Raw genomic sequence first — 21,043 nt, 5'->3', positions numbered from 1 at the left:
GACCAGGGTCCGCTAGCGGGCGGCCGGAAGGTGAATGCTAGGCATGATCTAACCCTCGGTCTCTGGCGTCGCGACTGCGAAATTTCGCGAGGGTTTCCGAGAAGGTGATTGCGCTTCGCAGATCTCCAGGCGCGTGGGTGCGGACGTAGTCAGCGCCATTGCCGATCGCGTGAAGTTCCGCCGCAAGGCTCGCTGGACCCAGATCCTTTACAGGAAGGCCAACGGTGGCGCCCAAGAAGGATTTCCGCGACACCGAGACCAATAGCGGAAGCCCCAACGCCGACTTCAGCTTTTGAAGGTTCGACAGCACGTGCAGCGATGTTTCCGGTGCGGGGCTCAAGAAAAATCCCATCCCCGGATCGAGGATGAGCCGGTCGGCAGCGACCCCGCTCCGTCGCAAGGCGGAAACCCGCGCCTCGAAGAACCGCACAATCTCGTCGAGCGCGTCTTCGGGTCGAAGGTGACCGGTGCGGGTGGCGATGCCATCCCGCTGCGCTGAGTGCATAACCACCAGCCTGCAGTCCGCCTCAGCAATATCGGGATAGAGCGCAGGGTCAGGAAATCCTTGGATATCGTTCAGGTAGCCCACGCCGCGCTTGAGCGCATAGCGCTGGGTTTCCGGTTGGAAGCTGTCGATTGAAACACGGTGCATCTGATCGGACAGGGCGTCTAAGAGCGGCGCAATACGTCTGATCTCATCGGCCGGCGATACAGGCCTCGCGTCCGGATGGCTGGCGGCCGGTCCGACATCCACGACGTCTGATCCGACTCGCAGCATTTCGATCGCCGCGGTGACAGCGCCGGCGGGGTCTAGCCGCCGGCTCTCATCGAAGAAGGAGTCCTCGGTGAGATTCAGAATGCCGAACACCGTCACCATGGCGTCGGCCTCCGCAGCGACTTCCACGATGGGGATCGGGCGAGCAAAAAGGCAGCAATTATGAGCCCCATACCTACAAAGCCCCACGCATCAAGCTTTTGCCCATGAAGCAACCAGGCAATGGCTGTAATTATGACGACGCCGAGTCCCGACCAGACTGCATAAGCAACACCGACAGGGATGGATTTCAGAACCAGAGAAAGAAAATAAAATGCGATGCCATAACCGATTATGACAACGGCGGAAGGGGCAAGCTTAGTAAAGCCCTCGCTAGATTTTAATGCGGATGTTGCGATTACTTCGCCAACTATTGCGATAACAAGAAAAAGCCAGCCTTTCATGATATATCTCCCAATTTGTGTAGGGCTTATTATGCACGCTTAAAAATAATAAAAGCAGACTTGACCTGATAGTTTGGCTGTGAGCAATTATGTGCTTAGTGCATCTAACGTTGGAGCTAAGGGGCAGGCACAGGCGGCGCATAAAATGCGAAGCATGCGCCGACTGGGACTGTCCAGCGACCGCAGGGAGCGACCTTGAGCGACTTGTTAGCCACCAATGATGCCCTCACTTTCCATGATTTTGGTGGGAATGGATTTTCTTAGCGGCAACTTACTTTCGTTGTCTATATCCATGTTAAAGGCGAAAAAGTAAACCTCTGTCTCCTTCTCAACCCACCCAACCCACCATGCGACACCAGGATTTGACTCAGTTCCCACACCAGAAAAACCAGTTTTTGAATGCACTAGATATTCAGGTGCCGCCTCCGTTACCAAAGCCTCTTTTACTATTAGCTGGTTTTCTTTAGATGCTGACAATTTATTTAAATATAGAGACTCTAGAAACTCCACTTGATTAACTGCGGAAATTCTAAGCTGGCCTTCCAACCAGAATTTGTCAATGCCACCACTGATATTCTGGTTGCCATAGGAAAATTTTTTAAGGTATTTCTGCATTCTTACTTCGCCAACTTCTCTGGCGATTTGTTGAAATACGGGAACAGCTGAAACTTGTATTGCCCCTCTTAAGGTCAAGTCTCTTTCCCATTGCTTCATGGCTCTTGGCTTTCCGTCCCATTTGAAAACCTGATGCTCATTCTTTATGACACCAGTTTCTAGGCCGATAATTGCGTTGGGGATCTTAAATGTTGATGCTGGAAGATATTCCTTTGATGCACGAGCTAAGTCATTGGTAGCGCAGGATTTACTGCTACTTTTACAAAGCACGAAGACACCATTGACGGCTTCGGCAGAGAACTCTTTGTTCCAAGACGTATTTTCTGTAATTGAACCAGCTAATGCCGTACTCGAAAGACACGCGATAATTACATATGCGGCAAATGTTTTCATGGCACCTTCTTGGTGGCTAACACCTGAGTTAAGCCGCGCCGCGAAGCGGCGTCGGCTTGGACGAATTGTTAGGCCGCATATCGCGACCTGAAAGCGGCACGCAAGACCTCAACCTTTTCCGCCCCGAGTGAGGTGCATGCGAGCCTGTAGGACTCTATGTGCTTTGTAGGCCAGTCCACTGGTGGTACTTCATCGGCATAGTAAAAGTAATCCCAGATGATCGCCTCCCAGCTGTTACAACGGACTGGCCGCCCGGCGATGACGCCCTCAGCCGCCTCTGGGCACGAGCCCTGCGGAGCCTCCGCGATTTCATACGCTTCGTCTGCCCACCAAGCAGGTTCGCAGTCAAGTAACTCATCCCCGATCTCCGCTAAGAATCCATAGTCCAACTCCTCCATGACGCGCCCGCCGAGCATTTCAACTATTGCCTCGAGCTCGCCGCGCCTCTCGCCGGGAAACGTCAGATCAATATCATCGTGCTTGCGTGTTACACGCCCTAGCCGTGCATCGATCGCCCAGCCCCCACCGATCCAGAGCGGCAGATTTCGCTCATCTGCCGCAGCTAGAATTTTGTGTATCAATGTGACCTGCGTTGTGTCCATGCGGCCTAACGTTGGAGCTAAGGGGCAGGCACAGGCGGCGCATAAAATGCGAAGCATGCGCCGACTGGGACTGTCCAGCGACCGCAGGGAGCGACCTTGAGCGACTTGTTAGCCACCAATGATGCCCTCACTTTCCATGATTTTGGTGGGAATGGATTTTCTTAGCGGCAACTTACTTTCGTTGTCTATATCCATGTTAAAGGCGAAAAAGTAAACCTCTGTCTCCTTCTCAACCCACCCAACCCACCATGCGACACCAGGATTTGACTCAGTTCCCACACCAGAAAAACCAGTTTTTGAATGCACTAGATATTCAGGTGCCGCCTCCGTTACCAAAGCCTCTTTTACTATTAGCTGGTTTTCTTTAGATGCTGACAATTTATTTAAATATAGAGACTCTAGAAACTCCACTTGATTAACTGCGGAAATTCTAAGCTGGCCTTCCAACCAGAATTTGTCAATGCCACCACTGATATTCTGGTTGCCATAGGAAAATTTTTTAAGGTATTTCTGCATTCTTACTTCGCCAACTTCTCTGGCGATTTGTTGAAATACGGGAACAGCTGAAACTTGTATTGCCCCTCTTAAGGTCAAGTCTCTTTCCCATTGCTTCATGGCTCTTGGCTTTCCGTCCCATTTGAAAACCTGATGCTCATTCTTTATGACACCAGTTTCTAGGCCGATAATTGCGTTGGGGATCTTAAATGTTGATGCTGGAAGATATTCCTTTGATGCACGAGCTAAGTCATTGGTAGCGCAGGATTTACTGCTACTTTTACAAAGCACGAAGACACCATTGACGGCTTCGGCAGAGAACTCTTTGTTCCAAGACGTATTTTCTGTAATTGAACCAGCTAATGCCGTACTCGAAAGACACGCGATAATTACATATGCGGCAAATGTTTTCATGGCACCTTCTTGGTGGCTAACTTTGTTTTAGGGCGACTGCCCTGCTGCGTAACATCGTTGCTGCTCCATAACATCAAACATCGACCCACGGCGTAACGCGCTTGCTGCTTGGATGCCCGAGGCATAGACTGTACAAAAAAACAGTCATAACAAGCCATGAAAACCGCCACTGCGCCGTTACCACCGCTGCGTTCGGTCAAGGTTCTGGACCAGTTGCGTGAGCGCATACGCTACTTGCATTACAGTTTACGAACCGAACAGGCTTATGTCCACTGGGTTCGTGCCTTCATCCGTTTCCACGGTGTGCGTCACCCGGCAACCTTGGGCAGCAGCGAAGTCGAGGCATTTCTGTCCTGGCTGGCGAACGAGCGCAAGGTTTCGGTCTCCACGCATCGTCAGGCATTGGCGGCCTTGCTGTTCTTCTACGGCAAGGTGCTGTGCACGGATCTGCCCTGGCTTCAGGAGATCGGAAGACCTCGGCCGTCGCGGCGCTTGCCGGTGGTGCTGACCCCGGATGAAGTGGTTCGCATCCTCGGTTTTCTGGAAGGCGAGCATCGTTTGTTCGCCCAGCTTCTGTATGGAACGGGCATGCGGATCAGTGAGGGTTTGCAACTGCGGGTCAAGGATCTGGATTTCGATCACGGCACGATCATCGTGCGGGAGGGCAAGGGCTCCAAGGATCGGGCCTTGATGTTACCCGAGAGCTTGGCACCCAGCCTGCGCGAGCAGCTGTCGCGTGCACGGGCATGGTGGCTGAAGGACCAGGCCGAGGGCCGCAGCGGCGTTGCGCTTCCCGACGCCCTTGAGCGGAAGTATCCGCGCGCCGGGCATTCCTGGCCGTGGTTCTGGGTTTTTGCGCAGCACACGCATTCGACCGATCCACGGAGCGGTGTCGTGCGTCGCCATCACATGTATGACCAGACCTTTCAGCGCGCCTTCAAACGTGCCGTAGAACAAGCAGGCATCACGAAGCCCGCCACACCGCACACCCTCCGCCACTCGTTCGCGACGGCCTTGCTCCGCAGCGGTTACGACATTCGAACCGTGCAGGATCTGCTCGGCCATTCCGACGTCTCTACGACGATGATTTACACGCATGTGCTGAAAGTTGGCGGTGCCGGAGTGCGCTCACCGCTTGATGCGCTGCCGCCCCTCACTAGTGAGAGGTAGGGCAGCGCAAGTCAATCCTGGCGGATTCACTACCCCTGCGCGAAGGCCATCGGTGCCGCATCGAACGGCCGGTTGCGGAAAGTCCTCCCTGCGTCCGCTGATGGCCGGCAGCAGCCCGTCGTTGCCTGATGGATCCAACCCCTCCGCTGCTATAGTGCAGTCGGCTTCTGACGTTCAGTGCAGCCGTCTTCTGAAAACGACACAGGGCCGCGCCGCTTAGTCAGAATAGAGTCATCTTTCGCATTTTTTGACACATGCCTGTGAAGGTCATAGATTTCAGCCTGACAGAAACGGGGTTTGAGGCACAACGGAACAGAAGGAGCACTTAAGCCGCCTTCAACCAAGGAGACATCGTGCAGGGGCACCGCATCGGCTACGTCCGGGTCAGCAGCTTCGACCAGAACCCGGAACGCCAGCTGGAACAGACACAGGTGAGCAAGGTGTTCACCGACAAGGCATCGGGCAAGGACACCCAGCGCCCCCAGCTCGAAGCGCTGCTGAGCTTCGTCCGCGAAGGCGATACAGTGGTGGTGCACAGCATGGACCGGCTGGCCCGCAACCTCGATGACCTGCGTCGCTTGGTACAGAAGCTGACTCAACGCGGCGTGCGCATCGAGTTCCTGAAGGAGGGCCTGGTGTTCACTGGCGAGGACTCGCCGATGGCCAACCTGATGCTGTCGGTGATGGGGGCCTTCGCTGAGTTCGAGCGCGCCCTGATCCGCGAGCGGCAGCGTGAGGGCATCACCTTGGCCAAGCAGCGTGGCGCGTACCGGGGCCGCAAGAAAGCCCTGTCCGATGAGCAGGCTGCTACCCTGCGGCAGCGAGCGACGGCCGGCGAGCCCAAGGCGCAGCTTGCCCGCGAGTTCAACATCAGCCGGGAAACCCTCTACCAGTACCTCCGCACGGACGACTGACACATGCCGCGTCGCTTGATCCTCTCGGCCACGGAGCGGGGCACCCTGCTCGCGTTGCCAGAAAGCCAGGATGACCTGATCCGCTACTACACCTTCAACGACTCCGACCTGTCGCTGATCCGTCAGCGGCGCGGCGACGCCAACCGCCTCGGCTTCGCCGTGCAACTCTGCCTGCTGCGCTACCCCGGCTATGCGTTGGGCACTGACAGCGAGCTGCCCGAACCGGTCATCCTGTGGGTGGCCAAGCAAGTCCAGACCGATCCGGCGAGTTGGACGAAGTACGGCGAGCGCGATGTGACCCGTCGCGAGCACGCCCAGGAACTGCGCACCTACCTTCAACTGGCCCCGTTCGGCCTGTCCGACTTCCGCGCCCTGGTGCGCGAGCTGACCGAACTGGCCCAGCAGACCGACAAGGGCTTGCTGCTGGCCGGCCAGGCGCTGGAGAGCCTGCGGCAGAAGCGACGCATCCTGCCGGCGTTGAGCGTGATCGACCGGGCTTGCTCGGAGGCCATTGCACGGGCCAATCGGCGGGTCTACCGCGCCCTGGTTGAACCGCTCACGGACTCGCATCGGGCCAAGCTGGACGAGCTGTTGAAGCTCAAGGCCGGCAGCAGCATCACCTGGTTGACCTGGCTGCGCCAGGCACCGCTGAAACCCAACTCTCGGCACATGCTTGAGCACATCGAGCGGCTGAAGACATTTCAGCTGGTGGACTTGCCCGAAGTCCTGGGCCGGCACATCCACCAGAACCGCCTGCTCAAGCTGGCCCGCGAGGGTGGGCAGATGACGCCCAAAGACCTCGGCAAGTTCGAGCCGCAGCGGCGCTATGCGACCCTGGCCGCCGTGGTGCTGGAGAGCACCGCGACCGTGATTGATGAACTGGTCGATTTGCATGACCGTATCCTGGTCAAGCTGTTCAGCAGCGCGAAGCACAAGCATCAGCAGCAGTTCCAGAAGCAGGGCAAGGCGATCAACGACAAGGTGCGCCTGTACTCAAAAATCGGCCAGGCTCTGCTGGAAGCCAAGGAAAGCGGCAGCGATCCCTACGCGGCCATCGAGGCGGTGATTCCCTGGGATGAGTTCACCGAGAGCGTCAGCGAGGCCGAGCTGCTGGCCCGGCCGGAGGGCTTCGATCATCTGCACCTGGTCGGCGAGAACTTCGCCACCCTGCGCCGCTACACGCCGGCCCTGCTGGAGGTACTGGAACTGCGCGCCGCACCGGCCGCGCAAGGCGTGCTGGCAGCCGTGCAGACCCTGCGCGAGATGAACGCCGACAACTTGCGCAAGGTGCCGGCCGATGCGCTCACAGACTTCATCAAGCCGCGCTGGAAGCCGCTGGTGATCACCCCGGAAGGCCTCGACCGGCGCTTCTACGAAATCTGCGCCCTGTCCGAACTGAAAAATGCCCTGCGCTCCGGCGACATCTGGGTCAAAGGCTCGCGGCAGTTCCGCGACTTCGACGACTATCTGCTGCCGGCAGAGAAGTTCGCCGCGCTCAAGCACGAGCAGGCCCTGCCCCTGGCGATCAACCCGAACAGCGACCAGTACCTGGAAGAGCGTTTACAGCTGCTGGACGAGCAGTTGGCCATCGTCACCCGCCTGGCCAAGGACAACGAGTTGCCCGATGCCATCCTCACCGAGTCCGGGCTGAAGATCACCCCACTGGATTCTGCGGTGCCGGATCGGGCGCAGGCGCTGATCGACCAGACCAGCCAGTTGCTGCCGCGCATCAAGATCACCGAACTGCTGATGGACGTGGACGACTGGACGGGCTTCAGCCGCCACTTCACCCACCTGAAGGACGGTGCCGAGACCAAAGACCGGACGTTGCTGCTGTCCGCAATCCTCGGTGATGCGATCAACCTCGGGCTGACCAAGATGGCCGAGTCGAGCCCCGGCCTGACCTACGCCAAGCTGTCCTGGCTGCAAGCCTGGCACATCCGCGACGAAACCTACTCGGCGGCCCTGGCCGAGCTGGTCAACCACCAGTACCACCATGCCTTCGCCGCCCACTGGGGCGACGGCACCACCTCATCCTCCGATGGCCAGCGCTTCCGCGCAGGCGGCCGGGGCGAAAGCACCGGGCACGTCAACCCGAAGTACGGCAGCGAGCCGGGACGGCTGTTCTACACCCACATCTCCGACCAGTACGCGCCGTTCAGCACCCGCGTGGTGAATGTCGGCGTGCGCGATTCCACCTATGTGCTCGACGGCTTGCTGTACCACGAGTCCGATCTACGGATCGAGGAGCACTACACCGACACGGCCGGCTTCACCGATCACGTCTTTGCCCTGATGCACCTGCTGGGCTTCCGCTTCGCGCCACGCATCCGCGACCTCGGCGAAACCAAACTGTACGTGCCGCAGGTCGTGCAGGCCTACCCGACGCTGCGCCCGCTGATCGGCGGCACCCTGAACATCAAGCACGTCCGCGCCCATTGGGACGACATCCTGCGCCTGGCCAGCTCGATCAAGCAGGGCACGGTCACCGCCTCGCTGATGCTGCGCAAGCTCGGCAGCTATCCGCGCCAGAACGGCCTGGCCGTGGCCCTGCGCGAGCTGGGCCGGATCGAGCGCACGCTGTTCATCCTCGACTGGTTGCAGAGCGTCGAGCTGCGCCGCCGCGTGCATGCCGGATTGAACAAGGGGGAAGCGCGCAACTCCCTGGCCAGGGCGGTGTTCTTCAACCGCCTCGGTGAGATCAGGGATCGGAGCTTCGAGCAGCAGCGCTATCGGGCCAGCGGCCTCAACCTGGTGACGGCGGCCATCGTGCTGTGGAACACGGTGTACCTGGAGCGCGCCACCCAGGCGATGGGCGACACGGGCAAGCCGGTAGACGGCGAGCTGCTGCAATACCTGTCGCCGCTGGGCTGGGAGCACATCAACCTGACTGGCGATTACGTCTGGCGGCAGAGCCGCAGGCTGGAAGACGGTAAGTTCCGCCCGCTACGAATGCCCGGAAAACCTTAGCGTACGATTTTTTCCGAATTCTGCGGGCTCCCCTAAAGGAAGTACTCACGAAGCATAAGACAGCAACAAAAAATCAACAACCTGAATCGCCCCGGGTTTCGTGGAGGCCTCAACTCTTGAGAAGATGAGGCCATGAGAAAGACTACGACCTACTCCCCCGAAGTCCGTGAACGTGCTGTGCGCATGGTTCTGGAACACCTGAACGACTATCCGTCCGAGTGGGCGGCCATTGAGGCCATCGCGCCGAAAATCGGCTGCGCAGCGCAAACCCTGCATGGCTGGATTCGCCGCCAGCAGATCGATGCCGGTCAGCGCCCTGGTCAGACCAGCGAAGAGCGCGAGCGCATAAAGGCCCTGGAGCGCGAGAACCGCGAGCTGCGCAAAGCCAACGAGATTCTGCGCCTAGCCAGTGCGTATTTTGCCCAGGCGGAGCTCGACCGCCGCACCAAGTCCTGAGGGCATTTGTCGATCAGCATCGTGACCGTCTCGGGGTCGAGTCGATCTGCCGTGTCTTGCAGATCGCCCCGTCCGGTTACCGCAGGCACGCGGCTCAGCAGCGCAACCCGGCATTACGTTGCTGCCGCGCTCGACGCGATGACGCATTGATTCTGGAAATCCAGCGTGTATGGGACACCAACATGCAGTGTTATGGCGCGATGAAGGTCTGGAAGCAGCTCCGGCGAGAAGGCACCGAGGTGGCCAGATGCACGGTGGAGCGGTTGATGCGTCGGGCTGGATTACAGGGCATCAGGCGCGGCCAGGTCATGCGAACAACGGTGGCTGGCGACAAGTCGCTCTGTCCGCTGGATCGTGTGCAGCGCCAGTTCCATGCCGACCGTCCAAATCAGCTGTGGGTGTCGGACTTCACGTACGTGTCGACCTGGCAGGGCTGGCTGTATGTGGCCTTCGTGATTGACGTGTTTGCGCGGCGGATCGTTGGCTGGCGAGTCAGTACCAGCATGAAGACCGACTTCGTGCTGGATGCTCTGGAGCAAGCCCTGTATGCCCGCCAGCCGCATTGCACGGGTGGTCTGATCCATCACAGCGACCGTGGCAGCCAGTATGTCTCGATCCGCTACACCGAGCGGCTGGCAGAGGCCGGTATTGAACCCTCGGTTGGCAGCAAGGGCGACAGCTACGACAACGCCTTGGCTGAGACTATCAACGGGCTGTACAAGGCTGAGCTGATACACCGTCAATCATGGAAGAACCGCGAAGCTGTTGAGATGGCGACTTTGAAATGGGTGCACTGGTACAACCACCAGCGGCTGTTGAGCTCAATCGGGTATATCCCGCCTGCGGAGGCTGAGGCAAACTTCCACCAGCAACAAGCAAATCAGGCCATGGCGGCCTGACTTAAACGAAACGGCCTCCACGAAACCCGGGGCGATTCAACCAGACACCAAACAATCATTACCAAATAAACACTAGCCGATACGAGAAGTAAATACTACAAAACGACGTGAAGTGGGCTAATATCGCGCTGGGTGACCAATGAAAAATAATTTGCTTTCCGCCCAACAATAATCATGATCAGCGAGCATTTATGATGAGTTGCTGCGCGCTGCCATTCGCTTAAATCTAAAGTTGACGGCAACGGATAATCTTCGGGATGGGTATGCCACTCACCCAAGTAATTCTCCTCCCCCCTGCTTTCTACCCAATGTCTTTTAAGCAAATCAGAGTGCCCTTTTTCTACACGCTCAAATCGGAACCTTGATCGCTTATCCGAAATCTGGGGCATCGTAGCGGCAGTAACTTCAAAATGCTCACCCCTTCGTGTGCCGATCAATATCCCTCCAGACTCTGAATCTTTCTTCCCTGCCTGCCTATAACGGGTGACCAACTCCATAACTGATGAGTTCACGACCACTAGCCGCCCCGAGACAGAGTCCATTAGTGCGAGGGGTTGCATATTTCGCAGTTCGCACGTTGCTGAGGAGAAATGGGCTTCACAAGTTTACCTTGCACATTATCCAGAGTAATACTCCTCAAAGTAGGCTTGGACACCCCATTCGCCCAATCAAGAGAGATTTCAGCAGCGAGTGAGGCAGCATGCAGAGCCGCAGAAGCAGGAAATGGGACTAGCCAATCGCCACACCCCCCTACATTCTTAACCTCCATCTTATAGTCTCGCCCCATGACGGACAGCTGGCCACCAGGCTTTGTATGTTCCAAACAACCTATACATGCCTGCTTGGGGTCGTGTAATAAATAAGCTTGCGCCCCACAACCGGCCCCGATAACCCATGAAAATACAATAGGGGGCAGCTTTCCTGATAGAAAGCTTTCACCTAAATATTGGGAGAAAGCCTCGTTACCAGTAGCATCCACGACCAAACTGACTTGCGAAAGAGAACTTAAGCCCCTAACTCTCTTAGGTATGAAACTCACCTGTACTTCTGGATACTTAGCCCGCAGCTCCGCACAAAGAGCAGCGGCTTTATTTTGACCAATATATTCAAAACCGAGAAAATGCCGTCCCAAGTTCCCCACAGACAACTCATCATCATCAATGAGCACCAGCGACCCACCTAGAAACCCTGCACCCGACTTTACAAGCAAATCAGCTAAGTACCCACCAATCGCACCACAGCCAACCAAAGCAATGTTTTTACCAGCCAGTCCTGTAACCCCGCCTGCCAAGTTACGGGTTAACCAAGATTCAGCATCAACCGGAACGCACCCCAACCTAGTAACCTTAACATTTTTTGGGTAACTTTTTAGAGCAGAGCGCATAAATTGATCAGCTGACTTAGCTTTAATGACTTTCCTAGCGATAGAAAGATCAAGCAGAACTGCACAGGAACAATTTGGCGCACGAATCAAAAGAAGCACAAGATTCTGACGAAGCCTGTAAGCGTCTTTCAAAACAGACATTAAACCACCATGGGCTCTATAGTCCGCAACCTGAAGCCACTGGGAGAGCTGCTTGAGATCTTTAGGCGGCCACTCTTCCGAAATCCCCAGAGGGGTATCTGAATTTACGACGCGCAAGGTTAGATCTGAAAAGAACTCTTTTCCACCCCAAAATTTATACCGTGCAGCTAGAGCCTTAGCATCATCCCCCAAGACCCATAACTCGTCACGACCTTCAATACTTGGAAGACTAACTATTGCGAAGTGCTCATAAACGCCTTCAGATTTTGACTTTGGGATATCCAGTAGCAGATCAGCCCCACCCCAGTAGATCAAAAATTCATCGCGAGTATCAGAGAGGGAATCACCATCAACCAGTCGTTCCAGAAGCTGCCGGGCCAGCTCCAAACACCCTAAGACTGCTCCTCCGATATTATTCCTAGGGAGGTAAGCTTGATCTCTCCCCAAGTAGCAGAGAAAACCATTTGGACTGATATGAGCACATATTTTTGGCAGCCCAACTGGACGTTCAAGAAGTTCGATTGATGGGATAGAAACGAGTGCCACATCCGACAGATGCAACCGGATAGGGATAGCACTTCCCTTGGGATGGAGAAAACCGCTGTATATTGGATAAGGGGAGCTTTGCAGTAGTTCAAACCCGTTACCAACCAGCGCGGCATGGACTTTGCTCAACTCCACAAGTCACCCTGCCGTCATGATTCCAACAGGGGACACCGCCTTCGACTTGTCAGCTGGAGTACTTTGAACCGTATCAATCACTACTCGCCCTGGATCATAGGGAACACGATTACCGAAGGCATCGCGCAATAATCTACAGGCCTGCTCGGGGGAGCTTGAGCGGTAAATAGCCTCATCCAGTTGTTGGCCTAAGCGAGTAAGCCGAGCCACTACATCAGCGCGTATGCCATCTTTATCCAGGCGCGCAGCAAGATCCTCCTGCTCCTCGACGGGCTTCATGGCCGTCGCTGGGTTAAAGACTTTGCCCTGAAGAATCTTGGGTAGTGCCTTTACTACCTTTAGCAAAGCAAGGTCATCCCGCCTAGGAACTGCCACATCGAGCGCCTTCGCAACGGCAACCATCAGAAGAATCGACTTAGGGTCTTCGCTTTCCCAGACCTGATAATCGCGCCAGCCCTTGATGTACCGCATGAGGCGCCGAAGCTGCTCGGTTTTCAACGCCACCTCAGACTCAACCCAATCCTTTATCGGCCGAGGATCATTATCGCGCCAACCCCGATCTTTGGTGGCCATAAGCACGCCATGAGTAGGCATCAGATCCCAATTATCATCCTCCTCTAGCTGCGCCTTAGCCAATACGCTGTCAAAAGCATTACAGATGGCTAGAGCTCTGCTTTCCCTGAGTTCCTCGAACTCTTCATCCGGAATACTGTAAGCGGGGACGTCAATATGCTTGTCGCTTGCGATCTCGAGACGCGTGCAATTGGGATTGTCATCAATCAGCTTCCAGCCTTTTTCATCCGCCAGGTCTTGCAATACCTCTTCAACACACGTGAAGAGCACATTGCTCATGACAGATGGTGGGGTGGCTTCGAGATAGCTAAATGGTAGATAGGTTCCGTCATCGAGATCCGCCTGCTGCGGATCTTTGCATGGCGCATTAAGCGTCTTGTACGCCCAAGAGCCTTGAGTAAAGAAGCGCGGTTTACGCACCTGCTGGTCACTCCCCAACGCCCGCTGAAGCAGGGCGGGTAGCCTAGTTCTAAGCCGATCACGGATTTCAGTACGAGCGCTCTGCATGTGTTCACGCTCGTCGCTCGCGAGCGTCAGCCCGGCAAGAAATGTGTCCGCGTAGACAGTGCTATCCAACAGGCTGTGCAGGTTGAAGACTGGCATACCATCGCTCCATTGACCTTAGGGCGACACCACTATATGGTGTGTCAGCCACGGATGTCCACCACAACATAGAGGATTATCATGTACGCGGTCTTCGGCCTCAAAAACCTAGTCCTAGGCTTGCTCGCGCTGATTGCCCTGATCTTTTTCGGATTCATCTGGTGGCTATCACCTCAGGACGCCATAGGCCTAATATCCTTGCTGTGGAAGGTCGCCAGCATTACGGTTACAGCAACATTCATCTTGGGTAACATACGCCCAGTCTTCAAGCATCTCTGGAAGCTTGGAGAACTTTGCTCCAGTAGCTTGTTCCCTGATCTATCGGGCTCATGGAAGGGCTACCTGCGCTCAAATGTCTCAGTACATGATGCGATCCAAGCCGCAGCGCTCTCACCCGATCTGAAACTCAATCTGAATGAACCCCAGGATGTTGATCGCATTGAGCTTGAGCGCTTCGAGGCCGAGCTAGAGATCAAGGCGACGCTCAGTCGGATCACCCTAACGATGGTGGTTCAAGGACGGAAGAGAGAGTCCCGATCCTACAGCCTAGTGTGTAAGCCCAGGGTTTCTATCTATGACGAGCCACACCGCCTGACGTACGTCTATCGCTCGCAATTGACTGAACCCTCAGCAGATGATGAATCGAATCACATAGGGGCTGCAGAGCTCGAGGTTCTCCGCCAAGGCAATCAAATCATCCTGTCCGGGTTCTACTGGACTGCTCGAAATTGGAGAAACGGACGGAACACCGCGGGCTTGATGCGTTTCGAACGGGCCTAGCAAGAACATGTGGAATGGAGCGACGGAACGCAAAAAATTTCAGCGGTACTACCGTATACTTTCACGCCGAAAGGAGCCTGTTTATGCCCCAATATTTACGTTTTCAGCCTCTCACGGCCGACGATAGAAGCCACAAGGCACGATACAAGGGGGGGGCGGAAAAGTTTACGATTTTACGCTCGGCGTTTTGTCAGTGAGCAGGAAAAACAGGCGGCATGAACATCAACCCCAAGTCAGAGGGTCCAATCGCAGATAGAAGGCAAGGCGTTCGCGGTCGGGGGCTTCGATCCCCAATACATTGAATAGGACAGCGAAGGCGCGCTCTGCTTCATCTGGCGCTGCCCAGTTCTCTTCGGCGTTAGCAATCATGAGTGCCAAATCGGCATAGCGATCTGCTGTTCCGAGCCGCCCAAGGTCGATCAGACCCGTGCATTGAAGAGTTTTAGGGTCCACCATGAAGTTCGGCATGCAGGGATCACCATGGCAAACAACCATATCGGTGCGCTCTTGGTCGAGCCGCACCGGTAGCTCTCGTTCGACACGAGCCAAAAGATCGAGCTGCGGCGTACTCTTGTCCTCGTCCGGTAAGAAGTCGGGATTGACGGCATTGCGGGACACCACATCAACGGCGCGTCCGAACATTCGCGACAGCCTGCGCTCAAACGGACATTGATCAACCGATAGGCTGTGAACAGCGCCAAGTTGCTGCCCCATTGACGGCCACGCTTTGAGCAAATCCGCTCCAGACAGATCAGCCGCCGGTACTCCCGGAATTGCCGTTATCACCAAGCATGCACCCTCCTGTTCCTCCTGCCAGTTGATGACCTCGGGGCAAGCCACACCTCGACCTTTGAGCCAAATGAGGCGGTCACGCTCTCCAGCGAGCTCACCGCGGCGGGAAGCAGGTGCGATTTTCGCGAAGGCATGCCCGTCACCACGTCGAAAAACAAAATCACCAGATTCTCCGCCTCTGACAGGCAACCAGTCAGAATGCGATTCACCAAAAAAAATATTAGTTCGATTCAATGGAGGTTCCTTCAGTTTTCTGATGAAGCGCGGAGGTGGCTCATTTGTCTTTTCTCAACAACAACAAAATAATTTTATGGGGTAAAGGGGTATCCCCTTTCGGACTTCCAAACTTAATGAAATTAGTTTGGTAAAGTGCGCCATTCTGATCGTTTTTTCGATCTTGTTCTGCATCTACGGTCCAAAGAATCGACGTAAAATGACAATTAAGTATTTTTAGAAAATGCTTGGAATCAATTCAATTCATCAAGTTTTAAAAAATAATTCCTTTTGTCAGGTCTATCATTTTTTAAATGCTTTAAAAATATTTTAGCAGTTTCCTCCGATGCATCCTCTCTTAGGCAACGTTCAACAAAGGATATATCTACAAACTCATCTGCTAACCCAGCACGGCCAAGATCTAAAAAATAAATTTCATTGAATTTATCTATAAAAATATTACTATCCGTGATATCGCCATGAGAAAAAACCAATCTTTCTTCAACACGAGTCTCATTTAACTCATTCCATAGACTTAGGTAAGTTTTATGGTCTCCCCATAATTCAGCGTCAAAATCATCTTGATCTATATCATCAAGGAGTTGGTTATCAATAAAAAATTTTGACTCTTTTAACCGATGATCAATGTTTGAAATAAATGGACAATCAATAATAGCAATTGAATTTAACAGATTGAGTACCTCCTTATAGATAGCAAGCAATTCTTGGTCTGTTAAAAAAAGCGCTGAAATTGGTTTTGCATTGATCGCTTTAGTGATCATGAATTCAAACTGCTCATCCTGAAAAGTCATGATGAGTTCAGGCACCTTTAACTTCTCAGAGAGCCAACTCAACATTTTCGCTTCACGAGAAACACTGTATGTGGTCGCTGTATATAAAGTGCTAGATCGCTTAAGAAAAAAAGTTTCATTATTTCGATTAAAAGAATAAACATCCGATGGCGACTGACCAATTTTATTTGGCTCTAAAACGCTGTTTCCAATAAATTGTTGAATAATATTGGGCAATTCCATCAAGCTTTCCTTTTATTCAGTATTAAAAACCCCGCAAATGCGAGGCCTAGTAAATAGATGATCTTAATTTGGTTCACTGTAGCAAAAATATGGCTTATTCCCTAGAAGAACTTGCAAAATTATTGTCCCAGCCGACACAGCTGTAGCTCCTCTTAAAAAAGAGGCTTTTTTTTAATCAACCCCAAGTCAGAGGGTCCAATCGCAGATAGAAGGCAAGGCGTTCGCGGTCGGGGGCTTCGATCCCCAATACATTGAATAGGACAGCGAAGGCGCGCTCTGCTTCATCTGGCGCTGCCCAGTTCTCTTCGGCGTTAGCAATCATGAGTGCCAAATCGGCATAGCGATCTGCTGTTCCGAGCCGCCCAAGGTCGATCAGACCCGTGCATTGAAGAGTTTTAGGGTCCACCATGAAGTTCGGCATGCAGGGATCACCATGGCAAACAACCATATCGGTGCGCTCTTGGTCGAGCCGCACCGGTAGCTCTCGTTCGACACGAGCCAAAAGATCGAGCTGCGGCGTACTCTTGTCCTCGTCCGGTAAGAAGTCGGGATTGACGGCATTGCGGGACACCACATCAACGGCGCGTCCGAACATTCGCGACAGCCTGCGCTCAAACGGACATTGATCAACCGATAGGCTGTGAACAGCGCCAAGTTGCTGCCCCATTGACGGCCACGCTTTGAGCAAATCCGCTCCAGACAGATCAGCCGCCGGTACTCCCGGAATTGCCGTTATCACCAAGCATGCACCCTCCTGTTCCTCCTGCCAGTTGATCACCTCGGGGCAAGCCACACCTCGACCTTTGAGCCAAATGAGGCGGTCACGCTCTCCAGCGAGCTCACCGCGGCGGGAAGCAGGTGCGATTTTCGCGAAGGCATGCCCGTCACCACGTCGAAAAACAAAATCACCAGATTCTCCGCCTCTGACAGGCAACCAGTCAGAATGCGATTCACCAAAAAAAATATTAGTTCGATTCAATGGAGGTTCCTTCAGTTTTCTGATGAAGCGCGGAGGTGGCTCAACTTGCGAAAAGAAACGAGTTGCGACGTAAGTCCGAGAACATGCTTTCCATGGTCTCTGAGCTCGCCTTTGGGACCGACATATCGGTAGAGAGTGACGCGCTCGATGCCGAGTTCCTTGCAGAGATCGGAAACTGAAGTATCGCGCTGGGCCATGGCGGCTTGCGCGAGACGCACCTGAGCTTTGGTGAGCGCGAATTTTCGTCCGCCCTTGCGACCGCGCGCTCTCGCGGAGGCGAGACCCGCCATGGTGCGCTCTCGGATCAGATCCCGCTCGAACTCGGCCAAGGTGGCGAAGATTCCGAACACCATGCGACCGGACGCAGTCGTGGTGTCGATCTGAGCGCCCTTTCCAGTCAGAACCCGCAGGCCGATCTTGCGGTCTGACAGCTCCTTCACCGTGTTGACCAGATGGGCAAGCGATCGTCCGAGGCGATCGAGCTTCCAGACCACCAGCACATCGCCGTCACGCAATGACTTGAGGCAGGCAGTCAAGCCAGGGCGATCATCACGACCGCCGGAAGCAAGATCATCATAGATATTGTCCCGTTCGACACCTGCGGCGCGCAAGGTGTCGTGCTGCAGGTCGAGAGACTGCGAGCCATCGGCTTTGGAGACGCGGGCATATCCGATCAGCATGTATCACAAACGTTGGTTTGAGGCGGCGCTTCGGCCACGATTGCATTGACCTCTGGAAATGTATCTCAACCAGCTTCATAAACAAAGCGTCTTGAACGCTATCAGATTTTGAAAAAGGAACATGTATGCCGCGTCGCGTCACTCTAACCGATCGGCAGAAAGACGCGCTGTTGCGCTTGCCGACTTCACAGACGGATTTGCTCAAGCACTATACGCTGAGTGATGAAGACCTTGGGCATATCAGGCTGCGTCGGCGCGCTCACAACAGGTTCGGCTTCGCCCTGCAATTGTGTGTCCTGCGCTATCCCGGCCGGGTGCTGGCTCCAGGCGAACTGATCCCTGCAGAGGTCATCGAATTTATCGGAGCGCAGCTTGGCCTGGGTGCCGACGATCTCGTAGACTATGCTGCCCGCGAGGAAACACGGCACGAGCATCTTGCCGAGTTACGGGGGCTCTACGGCTTCCGCACCTTCTCCGGACGTGGTGCGAGCGAGCTGAAGGAATGGTTGTTCCGAGAAGCCGAGATGGCGGTGTCGAACGAGGATATCGCCCGTCGCTTCGTAGCCGAGTGCCGACGCACCCGCACTGTCCTTCCCGCGACATCCACGATCGAGCGGCTTTGTGCCGCGGCTCTCGTCGATGCCGAGCGACGCATCGAGACGAGGATCGCCATTCGTCTGCCTATGTCGATCCGAGAACAGTTGCTGGCATTGCTCGAGGAGACGGCTGATGATCGGGTGACCCGTTTTGTGTGGCTGCGCCAGTTCGAGCCTGGCTCGAACTCTTCGTCGGCCAACCGGCTGCTCGACCGGCTCGAATATCTGCAACGCGTCGATCTCCCCGAGGATCTGCTTGCCGGCGTTCCTGCCCATCGGGTGACTCGTCTGCGCAGGCAGGGTGAACGGTATTATGCCGACGGCATGCGCGATCTCCCGGAGGACAGGCGGCTTGCGATCTTGGCTGTTTGCGTCTCGGAATGGCAGGCGATGTTGGCCGACGCAGTGGTCGAAACCCACGACCGGATCGTCGGCCGTCTCTACCGTGCTTCGGAGCGTATTTGCCATGCAAAGGTCGCAGACGAAGCGGGGGTGGTGCGTGACACCCTGAAATCCTTCGCCGAGATCGGGGGCGCCCTGGTCGATGCACAGGATGATGGCCAGCCGCTGGGCGACGTCATCGCGAGCGGATCAGGGTGGGACGGCTTCAAAACCCTTGTTGCAATGGCAACCAGGCTCACCGCCACCATGGCCGACGATCCGCTCAACCATGTGCTCGACGGTTATCACCGCTTCCGCCGATACGCTCCACGCATGTTGCGCCTGCTCGATCTGCGAGCTGCGCCCGTTGCACTGCCGCTTCTGGAAGCGGTGACGGCCCTTCGTACCGGTTTGAACGATGCCGCGATGACCAGCTTCTTGCGGCCCAGCTCGAAATGGCATCGCCACCTTCGGGCCCAGAGGGCTGGCGACGCTCGCCTATGGGAGATCGCGGTGCTGTTCCATCTGCGCGATGCGTTCCGCTCCGGAGATGTCTGGCTTACTAGGTCCCGGCGCTATGGCGATCTGAAACACGCACTCGTTCCGGCACAAGCCATCGCGGAAGGCGGTCGTCTCGCTGTGCCATTGCGGCCGGAGGAATGGCTGGCAGACCGGCAAGCTCGCCTCGACATGCGGTTGCGCGAGCTTGGCCGTGCCGCTCGCGCAGGCACGATCCCGGGCGGGTCGATTGAAAACGGCGTTCTGCATATCGAGAAACTCGAAGCCGCCGCGCCGACAGGCGCCGAAGATCTGGTGCTCGATCTCTACAAGCAGATCCCGCCCACGCGCATCACCGATCTCCTGCTGGAGGTGGATGCGGCGACCGGCTTCACCGAAGCGTTCACCCATCTGCGCACAGGAGCACCCTGCGCTGACCGGATCGGGCTAATGAACGTTATCTTGGCGGAAGGGATCAACCTCGGCTTGCGCAAAATGGCGGATGCGACAAACACCCACACCTTCTGGGAATTGATCCGCATTGGACGGTGGCATGTCGAGGGCGAAGCCTATGACCGGGCGCTGGCCATGGTGGTCGAGGCACAGGCAGCGTTACCCATGGCCCGGTTCTGGGGCATGGGCACGTCGGCTTCGAGCGACGGACAGTTCTTCGTCGCTACAGAGCAAGGTGAGGCCATGAACCTGGTCAACGCGAAATATGGCAATACCCCGGGCCTGAAAGCCTATAGCCACGTCTCCGACCAATATGCGCCGTTCGCAACCCAGGTGATTCCTGCAACGGCAAGCGAAGCGCTTTACATCCTCGATGGCCTGCTGATGAACGATGCTGGACGCCATATCCGCGAGCAGTTCACCGACACGGGCGGCTTCACCGATCACGTCTTTGCCGCATGTGCCATTCTCGGCTACCGGTTCGCTCCGCGCATCCGCGACCTGCCATCCAAACGGCTCTACGCGTTCAATCCGTCGGCCGCCCCGGCGCACCTGCGAGCGTTGATCGGCGGAAAGGTCAACCAAGCCATGATCGAGCGCAATTGGCCCGACACCCTGCGCATCGCCGCCACCATTGCTGCCGGGACCGTCGCGCCAAGCCAGATTCTGCGGAAACTCGCCTCCTATCCGCGGCAGAACGAGCTCGCGACAGCCCTGCGGGAAGTCGGTCGCGTCGAGCGCACCCTGTTCATGATCGACTGGATTCTGGATGCCGAACTCCAACGGCGTGCCCAGATCGGGCTCAACAAAGGCGAAGCTCATCATGCGCTGAAGCGGGCAATCAGCTTCCACCGCCGCGGTGAAATCCGCGACCGTTCCGCCGAAGGCCAGCATTACCGCATCGCCGGCATGAATCTGCTCGCCGCCATCATCATCTTCTGGAACACCATGAAGCTCGGCGAGGTCGTTGCAAACCAGAAACGCGATGGAAAGCTGCTATCGCCCGATCTCTTGGCCCATGTTTCGCCGCTCGGATGGGAACACATCAATCTCACCGGAGAATATCGCTGGCCAAAGCCTTAGCGTAGGATTCCGCCCCCTCCCGCAAA

General features: G+C 55.7%; 18 protein-coding genes and 1 other annotated feature. Of the genes, 6 read left to right on the top strand and 12 right to left on the bottom strand.

Annotated features, from left to right (window positions below):
* Positions 1-37: 37 nt before the first annotated feature.
* From sul1 to ACDI39_RS04080, 5 genes are all read right to left on the bottom strand, one after another.
* Entirely contained in the window at positions 38-877 is an 840-nt protein-coding gene (gene sul1, locus ACDI39_RS04100) for a sulfonamide-resistant dihydropteroate synthase Sul1 (RefSeq protein WP_000259031.1), read from the bottom strand.
* Entirely contained in the window at positions 871-1,218 is a 348-nt protein-coding gene (locus tag ACDI39_RS04095) for a quaternary ammonium compound efflux SMR transporter QacE delta 1 (protein WP_000679427.1), read from the bottom strand. The genes sul1 and ACDI39_RS04095 overlap by 7 nt, the downstream gene beginning before the upstream one ends.
* Before the next feature lie 207 nt (positions 1,219-1,425).
* Positions 1,426-2,226 (bottom strand): oxacillin-hydrolyzing class D beta-lactamase OXA-10, encoded by an 801-nt coding sequence (locus ACDI39_RS04090; protein ID WP_000846390.1) that lies wholly within the window; start codon positions 2,224-2,226, stop codon positions 1,426-1,428.
* A 68-nt stretch (positions 2,227-2,294) separates the two neighbouring features.
* Positions 2,295-2,828, bottom strand: a complete 534-nt coding sequence (gene aadB, locus ACDI39_RS04085; protein WP_000381802.1) for an aminoglycoside nucleotidyltransferase ANT(2'')-Ia — start codon at positions 2,826-2,828, stop codon at positions 2,295-2,297.
* Between the two features lie 108 nt (positions 2,829-2,936).
* A complete protein-coding gene (locus ACDI39_RS04080; protein ID WP_000846390.1) occupies positions 2,937-3,737 on the bottom strand; it encodes an oxacillin-hydrolyzing class D beta-lactamase OXA-10 in 801 nt (266 codons plus the stop codon).
* Positions 3,738-3,893: 156 nt separating this feature from the next.
* Between ACDI39_RS04080 and intI1 the strand changes: the two genes are divergently transcribed.
* The 4 genes from intI1 to ACDI39_RS04060 all read left to right on the top strand — a co-directional run bounded on the left by intI1 (position 3,894) and on the right by ACDI39_RS04060 (position 10,146).
* Positions 3,894-4,907, top strand: a complete 1,014-nt coding sequence (intI1, locus tag ACDI39_RS04075) for a class 1 integron integrase IntI1 (protein WP_000845048.1) — start codon at positions 3,894-3,896, stop codon at positions 4,905-4,907.
* A gap of 353 nt (positions 4,908-5,260) precedes the next feature.
* Positions 5,261-5,821 (top strand): recombinase family protein, encoded by a 561-nt coding sequence (locus ACDI39_RS04070; protein WP_010921730.1) that lies wholly within the window; start codon positions 5,261-5,263, stop codon positions 5,819-5,821.
* Positions 5,822-5,824: 3 nt separating this feature from the next.
* On the top strand, positions 5,825-8,791 hold the full coding sequence (locus tag ACDI39_RS04065) for a Tn3 family transposase (RefSeq protein ID WP_126880448.1): 2,967 nt from the start codon (positions 5,825-5,827) through the stop codon (positions 8,789-8,791).
* 132 nt (positions 8,792-8,923) lie between these two features.
* A protein-coding gene (locus tag ACDI39_RS04060; RefSeq protein ID WP_126880470.1) for an IS3 family transposase occupies positions 8,924-10,146 on the top strand; the annotation gives its coding sequence in 2 pieces (ribosomal slippage) (positions 8,924-9,209 and positions 9,209-10,146; 1,224 coding nt in all).
* Positions 9,202-9,318 (top strand) — a sequence feature (AL1L pseudoknot). It overlaps the preceding gene by 117 nt.
* A 95-nt stretch (positions 10,147-10,241) precedes the next feature.
* Here ACDI39_RS04060 and ACDI39_RS04055 read toward each other — a convergent pair.
* Genes ACDI39_RS04055 through ACDI39_RS04045 form a run of 3 tightly spaced genes read right to left on the bottom strand, consistent with a single transcriptional unit; the run spans position 10,242 to position 13,528 of the window.
* Complete coding sequence (locus ACDI39_RS04055; protein WP_157737748.1) at positions 10,242-10,643, bottom strand: Mov34/MPN/PAD-1 family protein; 402 nt, start codon at positions 10,641-10,643, stop codon at positions 10,242-10,244.
* A gap of 44 nt (positions 10,644-10,687) precedes the next feature.
* Positions 10,688-12,352, bottom strand: coding sequence for a ThiF family adenylyltransferase (locus ACDI39_RS04050; RefSeq protein ID WP_075116584.1), 1,665 nt, complete (start codon positions 12,350-12,352; stop codon positions 10,688-10,690).
* Positions 12,353-12,355: 3 nt separating this feature from the next.
* Complete coding sequence (locus tag ACDI39_RS04045) at positions 12,356-13,528, bottom strand: CBASS cGAMP synthase (protein WP_019396235.1); 1,173 nt, start codon at positions 13,526-13,528, stop codon at positions 12,356-12,358.
* 81 nt (positions 13,529-13,609) lie between these two features.
* Here ACDI39_RS04045 and ACDI39_RS04040 point away from each other — a divergent pair, with 81 nt between their 5' ends.
* Positions 13,610-14,308: a Cap15 family cyclic dinucleotide receptor domain-containing protein gene (locus tag ACDI39_RS04040; RefSeq protein WP_015648365.1), complete on the top strand. Its 699-nt coding sequence runs from the start codon at positions 13,610-13,612 to the stop codon at positions 14,306-14,308.
* 222 nt (positions 14,309-14,530) lie between these two features.
* Here ACDI39_RS04040 and aph(3'')-Ib (ACDI39_RS04035) read toward each other — a convergent pair whose 3' ends face one another.
* The 4 genes from aph(3'')-Ib (ACDI39_RS04035) to ACDI39_RS04020 all read right to left on the bottom strand — a co-directional run bounded on the left by aph(3'')-Ib (ACDI39_RS04035) (position 14,531) and on the right by ACDI39_RS04020 (position 18,006).
* Positions 14,531-15,334 (bottom strand): aminoglycoside O-phosphotransferase APH(3'')-Ib, encoded by an 804-nt coding sequence (gene aph(3'')-Ib, locus ACDI39_RS04035; RefSeq protein ID WP_001082319.1) that lies wholly within the window; start codon positions 15,332-15,334, stop codon positions 14,531-14,533.
* A 233-nt stretch (positions 15,335-15,567) separates the two neighbouring features.
* Positions 15,568-16,347, bottom strand: coding sequence for an APH(3')-VI family aminoglycoside O-phosphotransferase (locus tag ACDI39_RS04030; RefSeq protein WP_058199817.1), 780 nt, complete (start codon positions 16,345-16,347; stop codon positions 15,568-15,570).
* Positions 16,348-16,522: 175 nt separating this feature from the next.
* Entirely contained in the window at positions 16,523-17,326 is an 804-nt protein-coding gene (gene aph(3'')-Ib, locus ACDI39_RS04025) for an aminoglycoside O-phosphotransferase APH(3'')-Ib (protein WP_001082319.1), read from the bottom strand.
* A gap of 11 nt (positions 17,327-17,337) precedes the next feature.
* Positions 17,338-18,006, bottom strand: a complete 669-nt coding sequence (locus tag ACDI39_RS04020; RefSeq protein WP_023434504.1) for a recombinase family protein — start codon at positions 18,004-18,006, stop codon at positions 17,338-17,340.
* A 125-nt stretch (positions 18,007-18,131) separates the two neighbouring features.
* On the opposite strand from ACDI39_RS04020, the gene ACDI39_RS04015 reads away from it, so the two are divergent.
* Positions 18,132-21,017: a Tn3 family transposase gene (locus ACDI39_RS04015; RefSeq protein ID WP_431675616.1), complete on the top strand. Its 2,886-nt coding sequence runs from the start codon at positions 18,132-18,134 to the stop codon at positions 21,015-21,017.
* Positions 21,018-21,043: the final 26 nt, after the last annotated feature.

This window comes from Pseudomonas sp. Tun-23181, assembly GCF_057415455.1.
The sequence above is the reverse complement of the archived record's forward strand: the minus strand, read 5'-3'. Positions and strand labels throughout refer to the sequence as shown.